This window comes from Marinobacter similis (assembly GCF_000830985.1).
Lineage (GTDB): Bacteria > Pseudomonadota > Gammaproteobacteria > Pseudomonadales > Oleiphilaceae > Marinobacter > Marinobacter similis.
This window is the reverse complement of the sequence record NZ_CP007151.1, coordinates 605,586-624,961: the sequence shown is the minus strand read 5'-3', so window position 1 is coordinate 624,961 and position 19,376 is coordinate 605,586. Positions and strand designations below refer to the sequence as shown.

Annotated in this window: 8 protein-coding genes and 6 pseudogenes; 13 read left to right on the top strand and 1 reads right to left on the bottom strand. The window is 57.0% G+C overall.

Annotation, left to right across the window (positions count from 1 at the left end; genetic code table 11):
* Positions 1-8: 8 nt before the first annotated feature.
* From AU14_RS02770 to rluB, 10 genes and pseudogenes are all read left to right on the top strand, one after another.
* Positions 9-714 (top strand): annotated as a pseudogene (locus AU14_RS02770) (succinate dehydrogenase iron-sulfur subunit).
* Positions 715-1,026: 312 nt separating this feature from the next.
* Positions 1,027-3,864: a 2-oxoglutarate dehydrogenase E1 component gene (locus tag AU14_RS02765; RefSeq protein WP_041338725.1), complete on the top strand. Its 2,838-nt coding sequence runs from the start codon at positions 1,027-1,029 to the stop codon at positions 3,862-3,864.
* A 25-nt stretch (positions 3,865-3,889) separates the two neighbouring features.
* The gene (odhB, locus tag AU14_RS02760; RefSeq protein ID WP_041338723.1) at positions 3,890-5,110 is read left to right on the top strand and encodes a 2-oxoglutarate dehydrogenase complex dihydrolipoyllysine-residue succinyltransferase; all 1,221 of its coding nucleotides are present in this window, start codon (positions 3,890-3,892) and stop codon (positions 5,108-5,110) included.
* 35 nt (positions 5,111-5,145) lie between these two features.
* A pseudogene (lpdA, locus tag AU14_RS02755) lies at positions 5,146-6,587 on the top strand (dihydrolipoyl dehydrogenase).
* A 195-nt stretch (positions 6,588-6,782) separates the two neighbouring features.
* The gene (sucC, locus tag AU14_RS02750) at positions 6,783-7,949 is read left to right on the top strand and encodes an ADP-forming succinate--CoA ligase subunit beta (RefSeq protein WP_041338720.1); all 1,167 of its coding nucleotides are present in this window, start codon (positions 6,783-6,785) and stop codon (positions 7,947-7,949) included.
* Positions 7,949-8,821 carry a succinate--CoA ligase subunit alpha gene (sucD, locus tag AU14_RS02745; RefSeq protein WP_041338717.1) on the top strand — a complete coding sequence of 291 codons (873 nt, stop codon included), beginning with the start codon at positions 7,949-7,951 and terminating at the stop codon, positions 8,819-8,821. The genes sucC and sucD overlap by 1 nt, the downstream gene beginning before the upstream one ends.
* 118 nt (positions 8,822-8,939) lie before the next feature.
* Positions 8,940-10,151, top strand: a pseudogene (locus AU14_RS02740) (tryptophan--tRNA ligase).
* 74 nt (positions 10,152-10,225) lie between these two features.
* Complete coding sequence (locus AU14_RS02735) at positions 10,226-11,053, top strand: segregation and condensation protein A (protein WP_052471947.1); 828 nt, start codon at positions 10,226-10,228, stop codon at positions 11,051-11,053.
* Positions 11,054-11,104: 51 nt separating this feature from the next.
* Positions 11,105-11,733: pseudogene (gene scpB / locus AU14_RS02730) on the top strand (SMC-Scp complex subunit ScpB).
* Positions 11,734-11,771: 38 nt separating this feature from the next.
* A pseudogene (rluB, locus tag AU14_RS02725) lies at positions 11,772-12,740 on the top strand (23S rRNA pseudouridine(2605) synthase RluB).
* Between the two features lie 3 nt (positions 12,741-12,743).
* Here the strand turns inward: rluB and AU14_RS02720 are convergent.
* Positions 12,744-13,670 carry a GGDEF domain-containing protein gene (locus AU14_RS02720; protein ID WP_041338714.1) on the bottom strand — a complete coding sequence of 309 codons (927 nt, stop codon included), beginning with the start codon at positions 13,668-13,670 and terminating at the stop codon, positions 12,744-12,746.
* Between the two features lie 289 nt (positions 13,671-13,959).
* Between AU14_RS02720 and AU14_RS02715 the strand changes: the two genes are divergently transcribed.
* The 3 genes and pseudogenes from AU14_RS02715 (at position 13,960) to zipA (ending at position 19,363) form a co-directional block, all read left to right on the top strand.
* Positions 13,960-14,643 (top strand): GntR family transcriptional regulator, encoded by a 684-nt coding sequence (locus AU14_RS02715; RefSeq protein WP_041338711.1) that lies wholly within the window; start codon positions 13,960-13,962, stop codon positions 14,641-14,643.
* 1 nt (position 14,644) lies between these two features.
* Positions 14,645-18,142 (top strand): annotated as a pseudogene (gene smc / locus AU14_RS02710) (chromosome segregation protein SMC).
* Positions 18,143-18,271: 129 nt separating this feature from the next.
* Positions 18,272-19,363 (top strand): cell division protein ZipA, encoded by a 1,092-nt coding sequence (gene zipA / locus AU14_RS02705; protein ID WP_041338708.1) that lies wholly within the window; start codon positions 18,272-18,274, stop codon positions 19,361-19,363.
* Positions 19,364-19,376: the final 13 nt, after the last annotated feature.

The following is a 19,376-nucleotide window of genomic DNA, read 5'->3' as shown; positions in this document are numbered from 1 at the left end:
TGCCAAAGATGTTAGTAAGCCTTTATCGTTACAACCCGGAAGCCGACAACGCGCCTTACATGCAAGACGTTGAAGTCGAGATTCCGGAAGGCAAAGACCTGATGGTCCTTGATGTTCTGAACCTCATCAAGGAGCGGGATGCGTCGATGTCCTACCGTCGTTCTTGCCGTGAAGGGGTCTGTGGCTCCGACGGCATGAACATGAACGGGAAAAATGGTCTGGCCTGCATCACGCCGCTGTCCCAGGTTGTTAAGAACAACAAGCTGGTGCTGCGCCCGCTGCCCGGTCTGCCGGTCATTCGTGACCTGGTTGTCGACATGAGCCTTTTCTACAAGCAGTACGAGAAGGTTATGCCGTACCTGGTCAACGATAATCCTGCACCCGCCATTGAGCGCCTGCAGTCGCCAGAAGATCGGCAGAAGCTGGACGGCCTGTACGAGTGTATTCTCTGTGCCTGCTGCTCCACTTCCTGCCCGTCGTTCTGGTGGAACCCGGACAAGTTCATTGGTCCGGCCGGTCTGCTCCAGGCGTACCGATTCCTGGCGGATAGCCCGGGATACCGCACAGGCAGAGCGTCTGGAAAATCTTGATGACCCGTTCAGTGTTTTCCGCTGCCGGGGTATCATGAACTGTGTAAGTGTCTGCCCGAAAGGCCTGAACCCCACAAGGGCAATCGGCCACATTCGGAACCTCCTGCTGCAGCGAGCTTCATAAGCAGCAGGATCTGCATCAGACACTATACTGTCCTGACTAGGTTAGGCACCCTGAAGGCCCCGCAAAGACGCGGGGCCTTCAACCAATGGCTTATAGTCAAAAGTCTTACTCGGGTGCACACTACCCAAGCCGTGACTGAAGCTTATAAAGTTGATGCACGGATTGCTGAGTACAAAAACCACCGGGGAATGGAAAACATCCACGTCGAGTGTGGCGGCCAAAGTCGATCCCGTAAAAACCCGTATTGACTAAGAATGACCCCTGGCCGACCATATTGCGCTCCCCCGCACCAGCCAAGGTGAGCTATTCAAAATGCACGAAAGCATCATGGAGCAGTTATGGCAGACTTCCCACTTGCAGGGTGGAAATCTGGCCTACGTTGAACAGCTTTTTGAAACCTACCTGACAGACCCCAATGCCGTTCCCGAAGAGTGGCGTAGTTATTTTGACAAGCTTCCCAGCGTCGATGGCTCTCATGGCCGTGACGTTGCACACTCTTCTATCCGCGAACAGTTTGAACACATTTCCCGTAATCAGCGCTTTCTTGCCAGTGGAGGCGTCCCCGCCAGTGCCACCAGCGATGCCGACAAGAAGCAGATTCGCGTTCTACAGCTGATTAACACGTACCGTTTCCGTGGTCATCAGGAAGCGAAGCTCGATCCGCTGGGCGTCTGGCAGCGAGCCAAGGTAGAAGATCTTGATCCCGCGTTTCACGAGCTTTCAGACTCCGACAACGATCTGGAGTTCCAGACTGGCTCCCTGAATTTTGGCTCCGAGACCATGAAGCTCGGAGATATCATCGATGGTCTGCGCCGCACCTATTGCGAAAGTATTGGTGCCGAGTACATGCACATCGTCGATACCCGCATCAAGCGGTGGTTCCAGCAGCGCATGGAACCAGTACGGTCCCGCCCGGACTACGAAGCAAAGACCCGCAAGCATCTCCTCGAACGTCTGACTGCCGCTGAAGGCCTGGAAAAATACCTGGGTTCCCGGTATCCGGGTGTGAAGCGCTTTGGTCTCGAAGGCGGTGAAGCGCTGATCCCGTGTCTCGACGAGCTGATTCAGCGCGCCGGTTCCTACGGCGCCAAGGAAATTGTTCTGGGAATGGCACACCGTGGCCGCCTGAACGTTCTGGTTAACACCCTTGGCAAGAACCCGAAAGAGCTTTTTGACGAGTTCGAAGGCAAGAAGCTTGCAGATTCCGGGTCAGGCGACGTTAAGTACCACCAGGGCTTCTCCTCAAACGTTATGACGTCTGGTGGCGAAGTGCACCTGGCAATGGCGTTCAACCCGTCGCATCTGGAAATCGTATCGCCGGTCGTTGAGGGCTCTGTTCGTGCCCGTCAAACCCGCCGGAACGATCCCGACGGAACCCAGTGTGTTCCGATTATCATGCACGGTGACGCAGCGTTTGCCGGGCAGGGCGTGGTCATGGAGACATTCCAGATGTCCCAGACCCGCGGTTACGGCGTGGGTGGCACCATCCACATCGTGATCAACAACCAGGTGGGCTTCACCACCAGCAAGCAGGAAGATGCTCGCTCCACCGAGTACTGCACCGATGTCGCCAAGATGGTTCAGGCGCCGATTCTGCACGTGAATGCGGATGACCCTGAAGCGGTCATGTTCGCCACCCAAATGGCGATGGACTACCGTAATGAATTCAAGAACGACGTGGTCATTGATTTGGTCTGCTACCGTCGCCGTGGGCACAACGAAGCCGACGAGCCTGCAGCTACCCAGCCGCAGATGTACGAGAAGATCCGTAAGCTGAAGACCACGCGTAACCTGTACGCCGAAAAACTGATTGCCGAGGGTGTCATCACCGAAGAAGAAGGCAAGCAGATGGAGAATGACTACCGTGACGCACTGGATGACGGTGAGCACGTGGTCAAATCCCTGGTCAAGGAGCCCAACAAGGAGCTCTACGTTGACTGGACGCCGTACCTTGGCCATGAGTGGACAGCAAAGTGTAAGTCCAGTGTTGCTCTGAAAACCATTCAGAAGCTGGGCAAGAAGCTGACATCCGTGCCGGAAGGTTTCAGTGTTCAGCGCCAGGTTTCCAAGATTGTCAGCGACCGCGAGAAGATGACCGCCGGCGCACTACCCATTAACTGGGGCTACGGCGAAGTCATGGCCTACGCGACGTTGCTCGACGAAGGGCATCCGATCCGGATCACCGGTCAGGACGTCGGCCGGGGAACTTTCTCCCACCGTCACGCCGTACTGCACAACCAGAAAGATGGCGCAACGCACATTGCCCTGGAGCAGCTGTCTGACGATCAGCCGCTATTTGAAATCTATGACTCGCTGCTGTCTGAAGAAGCGGTCATGGCGTTTGAATACGGCTACGCGACCACCGCGCCCAGTGGTTTGATTGTCTGGGAAGCTCAGTTTGGCGATTTCGCCAACGGCGCCCAGGTGGTTATCGACCAGTTCCTGACCAGCGGTGAGCACAAGTGGGGCCGTCTGTGCGGTCTTACACTGTTGCTGCCTCACGGTTACGAGGGCCAGGGTCCGGAGCACAGCTCGGCCCGCCTGGAGCGATTCCTGCAGTTGAGTGCCGAGCACAACATTCAGGTGTGTGTGCCGACAACGCCTTCGCAGGTATTCCACATGCTGCGTCGTCAGGTGAAGCGTCCGCTGCGTAAGCCGCTGGTTGCTATTACGCCAAAGAGTTTGCTGCGTCATAAGGAAGCGACTTCCGATTTGGATGACCTGACTTCAGGTACCTTCCAGACTGTTCTGCCAGAGAAAGAGCCGTCTGATCCGAAGAAAGTGACGCGCCTGATCATGTGCAGCGGTAAGGTTTACTTCGATCTTCTCGAGAAGAAGAAGGCGGAAGAGCGCGATGACGTCGCGATCTTCCGAATCGAGCAGCTTTACCCGTTCCCGGGTGACGATCTGGACGCTATGCTGGCCAAGTATCCCAAGTTGAAAAACGTGGTCTGGTGCCAGGAAGAGCCGATGAACCAGGGTGCCTGGTACCCGAGCCAGCATCATATGAGAAATGCGCTCCAGCGCCTGAACCCAAAGCTGTACCTCCAGTATGCCGGTCGCGATGCTTCCGCTGCTCCCGCTTGTGGGCACATGTCTGTGCACATTGAAGAGCAGAAGAAGCTGGTAAACGACGCGTTTGAAATCTGACGAGCTACCGAACTAAGGATCTGTAATGTCAACTGAGATTAAAGCCCCCGTTTTCCCGGAGTCGGTCGCAGAGGGTACCGTTGCGACCTGGCACAAGCAGCCGGGTGAAGCCTGTTCACGAGACGAACTGATTGTCGATATTGAAACCGACAAGGTCGTCCTGGAAGTCGTTGCCCCCGCCGACGGTGTGATCGAAGAAGTGCTGAAGGGCGAAGGCGATACCGTGGAAAGCGGTGAAGTAATCGGAAAATTCAAGGAAGGCGCGGCCGGAGACTCCAAGCCTGCCGAGGGCAAGAAAGAAGAAGCGCCCAAAGAGGAGGCTCCGAAAGAAGAAGCCGCTGCCTCTGGCGATGCCATCCTCAGTCCGGCTGCTCGCAAGCTGGCTGATGAGAACAACGTTGACCCCAACTCCGTCAAAGGCACTGGCAAAGACGGTCGGGTCACCAAGGAAGATGTGCAGAGTCACATTGATAACAAGCCGGCCGGCGGCGCTGCTGCAGCGGCACCGGCTGCGGGTATGCCTGAGGTCAATGTGGCTTCTGGTGAGCGTCCTGAAAAACGCGTACCGATGACCCGCTTGCGTGCCAGCATTGCCAAGCGCCTGGTGAATGCGCAGCAGAGCGCCGCCATGCTGACCACCTTTAACGAGGTGAACATGGGGCCGATCATGGAAATGCGCAAGCAGTACCAGGACAGCTTCGTGAAGCGTCACGGTATCAAGCTTGGCTTCATGTCGTTCTTCACCAAAGCTGCGACCGAAGCGCTGAAGCGTTTCCCGGCAGTGAATGCCTCCATCGATGGCAATGACATGGTGTACCACGGCTATCAGGATATCGGCGTCGCCGTATCAACCGACCGTGGTCTGGTTGTTCCGGTTCTGCGTGACTCCGACGCGATGGGTCTGGCTGACATCGAGAAGAAGATTGTCGAGTACGGCACCAAGGCGAAAGATGGCAAGCTGGGCATCGAAGACATGACCGGCGGAACCTTTACCATCACCAATGGCGGTATCTTTGGTTCGCTGATTTCTACGCCGATCCTGAATCCGCCGCAGACAGCTATCCTGGGTATGCACAAGATCCAGGAGCGTCCGATGGCAGTTAACGGCAAGGTCGAGATCCAGCCGATGATGTATCTGGCGCTGTCATACGACCACCGCATGATCGATGGCAAGGAAGCGGTACAATTCCTTGTCGCCATTAAGGAAATGCTTGAAGACCCAGCGCGTATTCTGCTGGACGTCTGAGCTGACACTTAACGAATCAGAAAACGGGATCAAATATGTCTGATAAGTATGACGTGATTGTCATTGGTGCAGGTCCTGGCGGCTACGTTGCCGCCATCAAGGCTGCCCAGTTGGGTCTTAAGACGGCCTGTGTAGAGTCCTGGACGTCTACGGACGGCAAAAGCCAGGTGTTGGGCGGTACCTGCCTGAACGTCGGCTGCATTCCCTCGAAAGCGCTGCTGGAAATTTCTCACAAGTATGAGGAAACCACGCACGATTACGAGATGCAGGGCATCATCGCCAAAGATGTCAAAATGGACATCGGCAAGATGATGGAGCGCAAGGGTGGCATCGTGAAGCAGCTGACCGGCGGTATTGCCGGGCTGTTCAAGGCCAATGGCGTTACGTCGATCCACGGTCACGGCAAGCTGCTTGCAACCGCAAGGTTGAAGTCACCGATAAGGATGGCAACGCAAAGACCTACGAAGCCGACAACGTAATCCTCGCTTCAGGTTCCAAGCCGATTCAGATTCCGCCAGCTCCGTTCGACGGTGAGAACATCGTTGATTCCGAGGGCGCACTGGAATTCTCTGAAGTACCGAAGCGCCTGGGCGTTATCGGTGCTGGCGTTATCGGTCTTGAGCTGGGTAGCGTATGGGCACGCCTGGGTTCAGAAGTAACCGTACTGGAAGCTCAGGATACTTTCCTGCCAGCGGTTGACCAGCAGGTCGCCAAAGATGCAATGAAACAGTTCCAGAAGCAGGGATTGAACATTGTTATGGGCGCACGCATGACCGGAGCTGAGGTTAAGCGTAAGCTGGTTAACGTTACCTATGAAGATTCCAAGGGTAAGCACGAAGCCAAGTTCGACAAGCTGATTGTCGCGGTTGGTCGTCGTCCGTACACCGATAACCTGCTGTCTGAAGACGCGGGTGTCCAGATGGACGAGCGCGGTTTCATCTTTGTTGATGACAGCTGCAAGACCGAAGCGCCTGGCGTTTGGGCTATCGGCGACGTGGTTCGTGGTCCGATGCTGGCGCACAAGGCTTCGGAAGAGGGTGTCATGGTTGCCGAGCGGATCGCCGGTCACAAGCCGCAGGTCAACTACGATTGCATCCCGAACGTGATTTACACGGCTCCGGAAGTAGCGTGGGTTGGTAAGACCGAAGAAGAACTCAAAGCCGAAGGCGAAGAGTACAATGTCGGTTCTTTCCCGTTTGCTGCCAACGGTCGTGCCATGGCTGCCAACTCGGCGTCTGGCCTGGTCAAGATTATCGCTGATGCGAAAACAGACCGAATTCTCGGTTTCCACGTTGTTGGTCCCCAGGCCTCGGAAATCGTTGCCCAGGGCGTAATCGCCATGGAGTTTGGTTCCAGCGCTGAAGATCTGGCGCTGACCTGCTTTGCGCACCCGACTCTGTCCGAGTCTGTGCATGAGGCAGCTCTGGCTGTCGCCGGTGGCGCGATTCACGTCGCCAACCGTCGCAAAAAGAAGTAACGCAAGCCAGGAAGCGGGGGCGCCAATGACGGCGCCCCACTGCCATAAAAACGGCTGGCTTCCGGTTGCGCTCACGGCGAGCTGAGGTGATCCCCGGCTCGCCAAACCGAATTCGCAACAGCAGTCCCTGAGCGGGGCTTGCGCGGGTTCATTTCCGTACGTGGTTATCCTCCATCAAGAAGCGGGACATTAACTATGAATTTGCATGAATATCAGGGCAAACAGCTTTTCGCTGAATATGGCCTGCCAGTATCTCAGGGCGTTGCCTGCGATACCCCTCAGGAAGCCGTAGCGGCTGCCACCGAAATTGGTGGTGACGCATGGGTTGTCAAGGCACAGGTTCACGCGGGTGGCCGTGGTAAGGCCGGCGGTGTAAAGCTGGTCAAGAGCAAAGACGAAATCCGTGAGTTCGCTGAAAAGTGGCTGGGCAAAAACCTGGTAACTTACCAGACAGACGAGAACGGCCAGCCGGTGAGCAAGATTCTGGTTGAATCCCTGACCGACATCGACCAGGAACTTTACCTGGGCGCGGTTGTGGATCGTGGTACCCGTCGTATCGTGTTCATGGCCTCCACCGAAGGTGGTGTTGAGATCGAACAGGTTGCCGAAGAAACTCCGGAAAAGATCCTGAAAGCCGAAGTTGATCCGCTGGTCGGCGCACAGCCGTACCAGGGCCGCGAGCTGGCCTTCAAGCTGGGTCTTGAAGGCAAACAGATCGGTCAGTTCACCAAGATCTTCATGGGTCTGGCGAAGCTGTTTGAAGACCGTGACCTGGCGCTGCTGGAAATCAACCCGCTGGTTATCACCCCGGCCGGTGACCTGCATTGCCTGGACGCGAAGATTGGCGTAGACGGCAACGCGCTGTACCGTCAGAAGAAAATTCACGAGATGCACGATCCTTCCCAGGAAGATTCCCGTGAAGCCGAAGCTGCCAAGTGGGAACTGAACTACGTGGCGCTGGAAGGCAACATCGGCTGCATGGTTAACGGCGCAGGCCTTGCCATGGGCACCATGGACATCATCAAGCTGTCCGGCGGCCAGCCGGCCAACTTCCTGGACGTTGGCGGCGGCGCTACCAAAGAGCGCGTTTCAGAAGCGTTCAAAATCATCCTGTCTGACGACAGCGTACAAGCCGTTCTGGTTAACATCTTCGGCGGTATCGTACGTTGCGACATGATTGCCGAAGGCATTATCGGTGCGGTTAAGGACGTGGGCGTTAAGGTTCCTGTGGTTGTTCGCCTTGAAGGCAACAACGCCGAGAAGGGCACTCAGGTACTCGCCGACAGTGGCCTGAACATCATTGCCGCCACCAGCCTGGCGGATGCCGCAGAGCAAGTCGTTAAAGCCGCAGGGGGTAAATAATGAGCATCCTGATCAATAAAGACACCAAGGTTATCTGCCAGGGCTTTACCGGCGCACAGGGTACCTTCCACTCTGAGCAAGCCATTGAGTACGGCACCAAGATGGTTGGTGGCGTTAGCCCGGGTAAGGGCGGCACTGAGCACCTGGGTCTGCCGGTGTTTAACACCGTTCGTGACGCGGTCGAGAAGACTGGCGCCGAGGCGACTGTCATCTACGTACCGGCTCCGTTCTGCAAGGACGCCATCATTGAAGCCGCGGACGCTGGCATTCAGCTGATCGTGTGCATCACTGAAGGCATCCCGACCATCGACATGCTGTACGCGAAAGAGTACGTCGATCGCAAGGGCGTCCGCATGATCGGCCCCAACTGCCCGGGTGTTATCACTCCGGGTGAATGCAAGATCGGCATCATGCCGGGCAGCATCCACAAGCCGGGCAAAGTCGGTATCGTGTCTCGTTCAGGTACCCTGACTTACGAAGCCGTTAAGCAGACCACCGACTTTGGTTACGGCCAGTCGACCTGTATCGGTATCGGTGGTGACCCGATTCCGGGCTCCAACTTCATCGACATCCTGAAGCTGCTTCAGGAAGATCCGCAGACCGAAGCCATCGTAATGATCGGTGAGATCGGCGGTACCGCTGAAGAAGAAGCCGCTGCGTTCATCAAGGAAAACGTAACCAAGCCGGTGGTTTCCTACATCGCTGGTGTTACTGCGCCTCCTGGTAAGCGTATGGGCCACGCCGGTGCGATCATCTCCGGTGGTAAGGGTACAGCAGACGAGAAGTTTGCCGCTCTGAACGACGCAGGCGTTAAAACCGTGCGTAGCCTGGCCGAAATTGGCAAGGCTCTGAAGGAAGTAACTGGCTGGTAAGTCGGTCTTCTTTCTTGAAACCCCCGTTTCTGCCCTGCAGAGCGGGGGTTTTTTATTTATAATGCCGGGTCGCCTGTCTTATCATGGCGGTCCAAAAACAAATTGAGGAGTTCGTGCTTTGAGTTCTGTAGATTCCCAGCAAAGGGTTCTGTCCGGCATGCGTCCGACCGGCAAGCTACATCTCGGTCATTACCACGGTGTGCTTAAAAACTGGGTGAAACTCCAGCACGAGTTCGAGTGCTTCTTCTTCGTGGCCGACTGGCACGCGCTGACCACTGAATATGACAACTGCGGGTATCGAGCAAAGTGTCTGGGACATGGTTATCGACTGGCTGGCCGCGGGCGTCAACCCGGGTTCGTCAACGATGTTCATTCAGTCCCAGGTGCCTGAGCATGCGGAGCTGCACCTGTTGCTGTCAATGATCACGCCACTTGGTTGGCTGGAGCGGGTGCCGACCTTCAAGGATCAGCAGGAGAAGCTCAGGGAAAAGGATCTCGCGACGTACGGGTTCCTGGGATACCCACTGCTGCAGAGTGCCGACATCCTGGTCTACCGGGCCGGCAAGGTTCCAGTCGGTGCGGATCAGGTCTCCCACGTCGAGATTACTCGGGAAATTGCCCGTCGGTTCAATCACATCTATGGCCGCGAGCAGGATTTGAGGAGCAGGCCGAGGGCGCCATCGTCAAGATGGGTAAAAAGAACGCCAAGCTGTATCGCAACCTCAAGCGGCGTTACCAGGAAGAGGGCGATATGGAGGCACTGGAAACCGCCCGTGCGTTGCTCAAGGAACAACAGAATATCTCCCTGGGTGATCGTGAGCGTCTGTATGGCTACATCGAAGGTGGTGGCAAGGTCATTCTGCCAGAGCCGCAGCCGTTGCTGACGCCTGAATCCAAGATGCCGGGACTGGATGGCCAGAAGATGTCCAAGTCCTACAACAACTACATCGGTCTGCGCGAGGAGCCGGACAGCGTTGCTCAGAAGATCCGCACCATGCAGACCGATCCCCAGCGTGTACGCAGAACCGATCCGGGCGATCCTGAAAAGTGCCCGGTCTGGGAGATGCACAAGATCTATTCCGACGCCGATACCCAGGATTGGGTCCAGCACGGCTGTCGGAGTGCCGGCATTGGCTGCCTGGATTGCAAAAAACCGCTGATCGACTCGATCGTCGAGGAACAGCGTCCACTGCATGAGCGCGCTCGCGAATACGAAAATAACCCGGACCTGGTGCATTCAATCCTTCAGGAAGGGCGTGAACACGCACGTGATGCGGCCCGCGATACGCTCGAGGAAGTTCGGGCCGCAATGGGTCTGCATTACCGTTAAGCTGCGGCTTCAGGTGTGATGGTCCGGGCAGCAAGGTGCTTCCAGAGGGGAGGCTTCCAGAGGAGAGAGTGGTGATGGACGACAGCGCAGCTACGCCAGTGGCCGACGAGGAAGGGACGCCCGAGCGGTCGCCGCTTGCTCGGGTTTCCGGCAAGCCCGTCGTCGACCTGCCCAAAGATCTTTACATACCGCCCGACGCCCTTGCGGTGTTTCTGGAGGCCTTCGAAGGGCCCTTGGACCTGCTGCTTTATCTGATTCGTCGCCAGAACATGGACATCCTGAACGTCGATGTCAGCGAAATTACCCGCCAATACATGGATTACATTGGTGCCGTCGAGGCCATGCGCTTCGAATTGGCTGCCGAGTACCTGGTGATGGCGGCGACGCTGGCAGAGATCAAATCGCGCATGTTACTGCCGCGACAGGAGAGTGAGGACGACGACGAGGTCGATCCACGGGCCGAGCTGATCCGACGTTTGCAGCAATATGAGCGGTTCAAGCAGGCGGCCGAGGATATCGACGAGCTGCCACGACTTGAGCGCGACAACTTTAACGCCTCGGCAGCGCTGCCGAAGTTACCGTCGAGCCAGCCCCATCCGGACGTTGATTTGCGGGAAATGCTGCTGGCACTCCAGGGTGTGCTCCAGCGTGCCGATCTGTTCACCAGTCACCATGTTGAGCGGGAGAAGTTGTCCACCCGGGAGCGCATGTCGGCGATTCTGTCGGTATTGCGGGACGATCATTTTGTCACGTTCGAAAGCCTGTTTACTCCGGAGGAGGGCAAGCTGGGCGTAGTGGTGTCATTCCTGGCGACCCTGGAACTGGTAAAGGAACAGCTGATTGAAGTGGTTCAGGCCGAGGTGCTGGGGCCAATCCATGTTCGGGCCAGGGCGGCAAGCTGAGCGAGCCCGCTGGCTGTTATCTGAGAGACGTGTGGAGCACGGGTCACCGTTATGAATGAAGAGCATCTGTTACGTATCCAGCGATTGCCGAGGCCGCTTTGTTGGCAGCCGGTAAACCGTTGTCGCTGGACCAGTTGCGAGAGCTGTTCACTGAGGATGAGCGGCCTGCGCGGCAGGTGATGGAGCATGTCATGATGCTGCTGGAATCCGCGTGCGAGAATCGCGGTTTTGAGCTGAAGAAGGTTGCCAGTGGTTACCGTCTCCAGATCCGCGAAGAGTACGCGCCCTGGGTCGGCCGCCTGTTTGAGGAACGGCCCCAGCGCTATTCGCGAGCATTGTTGGAGACCCTGGCGCTGATCGCTTATCGCCAACCCATTACCCGGGGCGAAATTGAAGATATCCGGGGCGTTACGGTAAGCAGCAATATCATTCGCACGCTGCTTGAGCGAGAGTGGGTGCGCGTCGTCGGGCACCGGGATGTTCCAGGGCGGCCTGCTATGTATGCGACGACTAAACAGTTCCTCGATTATTTCAATCTCAGTGGCCTGGACCAGTTGCCACCGTTGTCGGAAGTACGGGATCTCGAAGAGATCGGGCGCGAGATTGAAAAGAACATGCAGGCGGAAATAGAGTTTGAGTCGCCAAAAGACGACGACACGAACGAGCAGACACTTCACTGAGGCCGTCACGGACTCGGTCAGTAACTAAGGATTTATACATGGGTTCACAACGCCCAAAGAAAGCCGCTAAACCAGCGGTCGACGCAGCCAGCGATGCTGGTCCCGAGCGTATTCAGAAACTTCTGGCACGTGCCGGTGTAGGATCACGGCGCGAAATTGAGGCTGGATGGAGGCCGGGCGTCTGACTGTGAATGGCAATGCGGTCTCACCCGGCAGAAGGCCACGGTTGAGGACCAGTTCGAGCTTGATGGCAAGCGCCTCGATGTCGCTGGCGCCGCGAGGTTGTTCGACGGGTCCTGATCTACAACAAGCCTGAGGGCGAGGTCACCACCCGCAAGGATCCGGAAGGCCGGCCGACAGTGTTCGACCGATTGCCCCGTCTCAAGGACCATCGCTGGATTTCCATTGGCCGCCTGGATATCAACACCACTGGCCTGGTGCTGTTCACTACGGACGGCGAGTTGGCTAATCGATTGATGCACCCGTCCAGTCAGATTGACCGTGAATACGCGGTACGCATTTTCGGTGAGGTGGACGACGCCATGGTCGAGCGACTGATGCAGGGCGTGTTGCTGGAAGATGGCATGGCCAAGTTCACCGACATCAGCCCGGCGGGGGGCAGTGGCATGAACCGCTGGTTCCACGTGACGCTACTGGAAGGGCGTAACCGCGAAGTCCGCCGTCTCTGGGAATCTCAGGGTGTGAAGGTGAGTCGCCTTAAGCGGGTTCGCTATGGGTCGGTTTTTCTTCCCAGTCGATTGACCTTGGGCAAGTGGGAAGAGCTGGACCAGAAGGCCGTGGACTCTCTGAGCCGCGCGGTTGGTTTGAACGCGCTCGCCATCCCGCAGAAAACGCCCAGTGAGAAAGCGGCGCAGGATCGACAGCGTCGGAAAAGTCCAGCCATAAATCAGAAGCGCAGCGGCAGTCGCTGGCAGGTAAGTGACTCTCGGCCGGCGAAATCTTCAGTAAAGGCTACTGCTCCCAAGCGCAAGCCGGTTAAGAAGTAGGCTTCAGCCGATAGCTGCGAATACCTGAGTGCGGTTCCTGCCGGCGTGTTTGGCGTGATAGAGGGCATCATCTGCCCGCGCCAGCCATTGCTCCGGCGTTTCGTTGCCCAGATGGGTAGCGACGCCGCAGCTGGCGGTTACCGAGAGCTTACCGTCTCCGCAGTCAACGCAAATGCTGGCAATGGCCTTTCGAATTCTGTCCGCGACATCCCGTGCATCCTGATCAGAGGTGTGCGGGAGCACAATGGCAAATTCCTCTCCTCCGAATCGGTAGACGCTGTCCGAGGTTCTCAGAGCCCGCTCAATGCCTTCTGCGGCCTGCTGCAGGAGGTGGTCACCAACCACGTGGCCGTGGTTGTCGTTAACCGTCTTGAAATGGTCCAGGTCGCACAGAATCAGCGAGTAGGATTCTTCGTGACGAGCCGATAGCTGGCTTGCCCGTAACAAATTGTCATCCAGGGCGCGCTTGTTCGGAATGCCTGTCAGGGAATCAGTCAATGCTGCCTGCTCGATGGTAAGGAAGTGGCAGGCATTGCGCATTGGGCAGATAACTACGCCCAATATCGTTTCGATCCCCTCCAGTTCCTCTTCAGAGAATTTCTTGCGCCGGTACAAGGTAAGAGTGCCGTAGGAAACGCCTTCGAGATTGAGTCGGTACTCGCACTTGTGCTGGCCACCCAGGCCCGAGGCAAACACGAAATCCTGGCGCGCAATCCGATGCCGGTAGTTCAGTGAATCAAAGGGTACGATTTCCCCGAGCTCGTCAGCAACAATACCGAGCTGTGTTTCCAATGAAAGCGTTGTGGACAGTCGTCTGGTCAGACGTGTGAGCACATCAGGGTCATTGCGCCAGTCCTTCTGCGCCTGCCTCAGTTCCCCCAACTTGTGGGGCTGGGCAATGGATCGTTCGATGGATGGTATCTGTTTCACTGGTGTTTGCTCTGTCAGTGGGATTTGCGCCGCTACAGAGCGGTTCAAGCAGAACCTATGCCAAAATCTAAAAACCTAATTAACACAAATAGCTAAAACATATAATTCATGTGTTTTTTAAGGTCTGGCAGGTGTTGGACAGGGATGGCGTCAATTTGCCGGCAGACCTTTGCCGCCTGGGTGCGGGATTGAATTCGAAATCTCAGGCCCGGGCATTGGGCTGGCGGACGCCTGTGGTAAACTGCTGCGCTTGTACCTACGCCGTCTGCAGAAGTGAGCGACTATCTTTATGAGGTTTCAGGCCCCGGAAAGTCTGTCTGAACAAATCGCCCAGCACTTGGGGCAACGGATCATTACTCGAGATCTTGAACCTGGAGAGCGCATTCAGGAGCTTAAGGTTGCTGGAGATCTCAATGTCAGTCGTGGGTCTGTGCGTGAAGCCCTACTGATTCTCCAGCGTCGCCACCTGATCAACATCTACCCACGCCGTGGCGCGGTGGTTTCGAATTTAACGCCTGAGAGCGTCAACAGCCTTTACGATATCTATATTGATCTGCTGTGCATGCTTGGGCGCAAAGTGCTGGAGCGCTGGTCCGGCAAGGAATTAGGCGGGGTAATGGGGCAAGTCAGCGAGCTGCAAGCGGTGATTGCAGCGATGAACTCGACTGACACCGACGCGGCCGAAAAAGTCATCGACGCCGGTTTCGGTGTGATGCGGTATGCCTACAAGCTGGTCGAGAACCCGTTTCTGGAAGAAACCCTGGAAAACTTCCGTCCGGCCATCAGCCGAACCTATTTTGTTGCCCTGGAGCATTTCCGGGATGAGATCGGTGAAACCGCGACCTTTTTCCGTCAGTTGGCCGACGCCGCCGTCAACGATGACGTGGTCCGTCTGCAGTCGGTCATCGAATCCTTCGGTGAGCACCAGCGCAAGCAGGTACTGACCATTCTCAGGGATGAGGAGAACACCTGATATGCGTCTGAAATCCATCAAGCTGGCTGGCTTCAAGTCCTTTGTTGACCCAACCACGGTGCCGTTCCCATCCAACATGACTGCCGTGGTGGGCCCCAACGGCTGTGGTAAGTCCAACATTATTGATGCCGTTCGCTGGGTTATGGGTGAAAGTTCAGCCAAGTACCTGCGCGGCGAATCCATGACCGACGTTATCTTCAATGGCTCCAGTGCTCGCAAGCCTGTCGGTCAGGCTTCCATTGAACTGGTCTTTGATAACAGCGACGGCTCGGCTCCGGGCGAGTTTGTTAGCTTTAACGAGATTTCCGTACGCCGCCGTGTCTCCCGCGAAGGTCAGTCCGATTATTTCCTGAATGGCTCAAAATGCCGGCGCCGGGATATTACCGATCTGTTCCTCGGTACGGGTCTGGGCCCCCGTAGCTACGCCATCATCGAGCAGGGCATGATTTCCCGGCTGATCGAGGCCAAGCCAGAAGAGCTCCGGATTTACATCGAGGAAGCGGCTGGCATCTCCAAGTACAAGGAACGGCGCCGGGAAACCGAAAACCGCATTCGCCGTACCCAGGAAAACCTGGAACGCCTGACGGACCTGCGGGACGAGTTGGGCCGACAGTTGCAGCACCTGGAACGTCAGGCTGCGGCGGCTGAAAAGTACAAGGCCTACAAGCACGAAGAGCGTCAGAAAAAAGCCGAGCTCACGGTCTTGCGTTGGCAGACCCTCGATAATGATCTGCAAAGCTGGCGCAGCAAAATCCGCGACACAGAGCTTGAGCTGGAAAAGCAGCTCACCGAGCGCGTTAACCTGGAAACCTCGCTGGAATCCTGCGGGACAACCATCTGGATCGAACAGAGCACTTTAATAAGGCCCAGGCCCGCTATTACGAGGCTGGCGCGGATATTGCCCGGATTGAGCAGAGCCTTGAGCACCAGCGTGAGCGTAGCCGCCAGACGGCAGCGGAGCTGGATCAGGCCATGGCCAACCAGCGCGAACTGGCCCGGGAACTGGAACAGGATGAAAGCCGGCTGGCCGGCATTCAGGAAGAGCTCGATATGATCGAGCCCGAGCAGGAATCGCTCTCGCTGCGCTCCGAAGAGTCGGGAGAAAAACTGCAGATGGCGGAAGACGCATGAGCGAGTGGCAGCAGCAGTGGGAAGACTTCAGCGGTCGCTCCTCCGACGCCCGTCGTCAGGCCGAGCTATCGCAATCCCGTATTCGTTCTCTGGAAGATGCCATCGAACAACTGCGGAACCGATACCGCAAGCTGGAAGACGAGCAGGCGCTGCTGGACGGCCAGATGGATCGAGCTGAACTGGAGGAGTTGCTCGAGCAGCAGGAAACCCTGGAGCTCCAGCGTGAAGAGGCGTCCGAGCGCATCGCAACCATCCAGGAGAATCTTTACGAGGCCCGCCAGAATCAGCGTGAGGCTGAGCAAGCTGCCGCCGAGGATCGCCAAAGGGTGCAGAGCCTTCGGGCATCGCTGGAATCGCAGCAGGCTTTGCTGGATGAGCAGTTAGGCGGCCAGGACGATGCCTTGCAGGGCTGGCTGTCTGAACATGGCCTGACCGACTCGCCCCGCGTGGCTGGAAAGCTGAGTATTGAGAACGGCTGGGAATTCGCGGTCGAGCAGGTCATCGGCCGATTTACCCACGGGCTGGCGCTGCCCGGCATCGAAGACCTCTCGGCGGCCATGGCGTCCGCTCCGAAAGGCCTCGCCTTAGTGAATTCCGCCGAGCAACAAACGGGCGAGTTTAGTGGCGACAGACTGGCTGCCAAGGTTTCCGGGTTGCCGACTGTTGCCTCGCTGATGGCTGGCATCAGAACGGTTGAATCGCTGGATCACGCCCTCGAACTTCGAGCGTCCCTGACTGACGGTGAAAGTGCGATTACGCCCGAAGGTGTGTGGGTTTCCCGTGACTGGTTGCTGATGCCGGATTCGGAGGCGGGCCAGGTTGGTGTGATTGAGCGTCAGAAAAAGGTCAGCGAACTGACCGAACAACTGGCCCAGGCCGAGGAATCCCTGGAACTGACCAACGATCGGCTCGACAACCTGCAGGAGCGCGCCGAGCGTGCGGAAGCGGAGCGTGATGACGCCCAGGCCAGTTTGAGCGATGCCGAACGTGAACTGAGTGGTTTGTCGTCGCGGATCAGTGGCCTAAGGGCCAGGGCGGAACAGATCGATGCCCGTTTGAAGAGTATTCGCGAAGACCTGTCCGACGTGTCCCTGAATCTCGAAGATCGGGAAGAGAGCTTGCAGAGTGCCCGGGAAGAATGGCAGCAGGCGCTGGCTTCCAGCGAGGACAGTGATGAGGAAAAAGAACGCCTGTTGGCGCAGCGGGACAGTCTGCGGGAAAACCTGGACCGCTGCGCCACGATGCCCGTCATGACCGCGATCATGCCCACCAGCTGCAATTACAGCTGCAGTCACTGCATAGCCAGCGTGACGGTCTGAAGCAGACCATCGAGCGAATGCAGATGCAGAAGGAGCGCATTGAAGAGCGCCTGGAAATACTTCGGGAATCCCGCGAAAGCGCGGAAGAGCCCATCGAAGATTTACAGATGCAGCTGGAAGGGTTGTTGGATCGTCGTCTGGCGGAAGAGGAAAAGCTGGGCGGTGCCCGGGACGCGCTCGAGGAAATTGATCAGGAAGTTCGGGACAAGGAGCAGCGCCGCAGCCGGATTGATCATCAGATCCAGGATGTTCGTTCCAGCCTCGAAAAACTGAAAATGGAATCCCAGGCCCTGGAAATCCGCTCTGGTAATCACATCGAACAGTTGCAAGAGCTGGATGTGAAGCTGCAGGAAATTTTGGAGCAGCTGCCCGAAGGCGCCAATGAAAAGGATTGGGCCGAGGAGCTGGAAAAGATCGGCAATCGCATCCAGCGCCTGGGTGCCATCAACCTTGCTGCCATCGAGGAATACCAGGTCCAGAGCGAGCGGAAGACCTACCTGGACAGCCAGAACGACGATCTGATGGAGGCGCTGGAGACCCTGGATAATGCCATCCGAAAGATTGACCGGGAGACCCGTCAGCGCTTCAAGGAGACCTTTGACCAGGTCAACAGCGGGTTGCAGGCGCTATTCCCGAAAGTCTTCGGCGGCGGTAACGCCTATCTGGAGTTGACCGGTGAAGACCTGCTGGAAACCGGTGTTGCCATCATGGCGCGCCCGCCGGGCAAGAAGAACAGCACTATTCATCTCCTGTCTGGTGGTGAGAAAGCCCTCACCGCGATTGCCCTGGTGTTCTCGATCTTCCAGCTCAATCCGGCGCCGTTCTGTATGCTCGACGAGGTCGACGCACCGCTGGATGACGCCAACGTTGGCCGCTACGCCAATATGGTCAAAGAGATGTCGAAACAAGTGCAGTTCATCTACATTACCCACAATAAGATCGCCATGGAGCTAGGGGATCAGTTGATGGGCGTGACCATGCACGAACCGGGTTGTTCGCGACTGGTTTCGGTGGATGTGGAAGAAGCGGCGGCATTGGCGGAAGCCTGAATGCCGTAACTGGACAGAAAACCGTCAAGGATGACAATAACGCCATCTGGCCCGCCTGTGCGTTGTATTCGCAACGGGCTTTTCTTAGAGTAACAGTGTTACCCGATCCGCAAACAGGACAGCAGGACTATGTCACTTAGGGAATGGTTAATCGCCATAGGTACCCTCGTCATTATTGGTATTGTCATTGACGGAATCCGCCGCGTCCGGCGCGCCCGCAAGGAATCCCTGGCCATCTCCTCCGGTATGGGAGCCGATGAGCTGGAAGAGTCGCCGTTGGATGATCATTTCAATCCGGAGCTGCCGAATGGCGGTGCCCGCACGATTTCCCGGGATACCCTCGAGGAGCGTGGTTATGTGAAGCCCGAGCGCTCCGGGCGCTTTGGCTCGCCAAAACCCAAGCCGACACGTCCGGTCACCGCGTCGGCCAGCACTCCGGCAAGTGAAAAACCGGCCAGTGAAGTCGATGATTCGTCCTGGGCCTCCGGTTTTTCCGCCCATGACGAAGCAGACGCTGCCGTCGATACTGGTTGGGGTGCGAACGATGAGCATCTGACTGACGATGACCAGAGGCAGGAAGAGTCGTGGACTGAGAAAGAGGCTGAGAAAAAGGCCGAGAAAGACGCTGAGCACAAGTCAGCGATTGAGGCAGCCGAGCCAGTCCAGGATCGGGAAACCGAAGCTTCGGTACCGCCGACGGTGACCACAGAAGTTGAGGAAGATACTGCTCGTCGGAGTCCGGTGGAGCACAACCACGGCCAGCCGCTTGCGGGCGCCAACCGTCCTGAAGCCCGGGAGGTCATCGTAATCAATGTGCTGGCCCGTACCGGTGACGATTTCAGCGGAACGGCTCTGAAAAACCTGTTTGAGGCCTGCGGCCTTGAGTTGGGAGATATGGACATCTATCACCGGCATGAAACGACCGACACCACCAGTCCGGTTCAGTTCAGCGTTGCCAATGCGGTTGAGCCGGGCACCTTCAGGCCAAAGGATATACCCGGAATGACCACACCGGGAATCAGCTTCTTCATGAGCATGCCGGGACCCTCGAAGTCGCTCCAGGCGTTCGAGTTTATGCTTGAAACAGCCCAATGTGTGGTTCGTAACCTGGGTGGTGAGCTCAAAGATGAGCGGCGCAGTGTAATGACGCCTCAAACCATTGAGCACTGCCGCCAGCGCATCCGTGAATTCGACCGAAAGCAACGTTCCCAGCGGGTTTAACGCAGGGCGACCA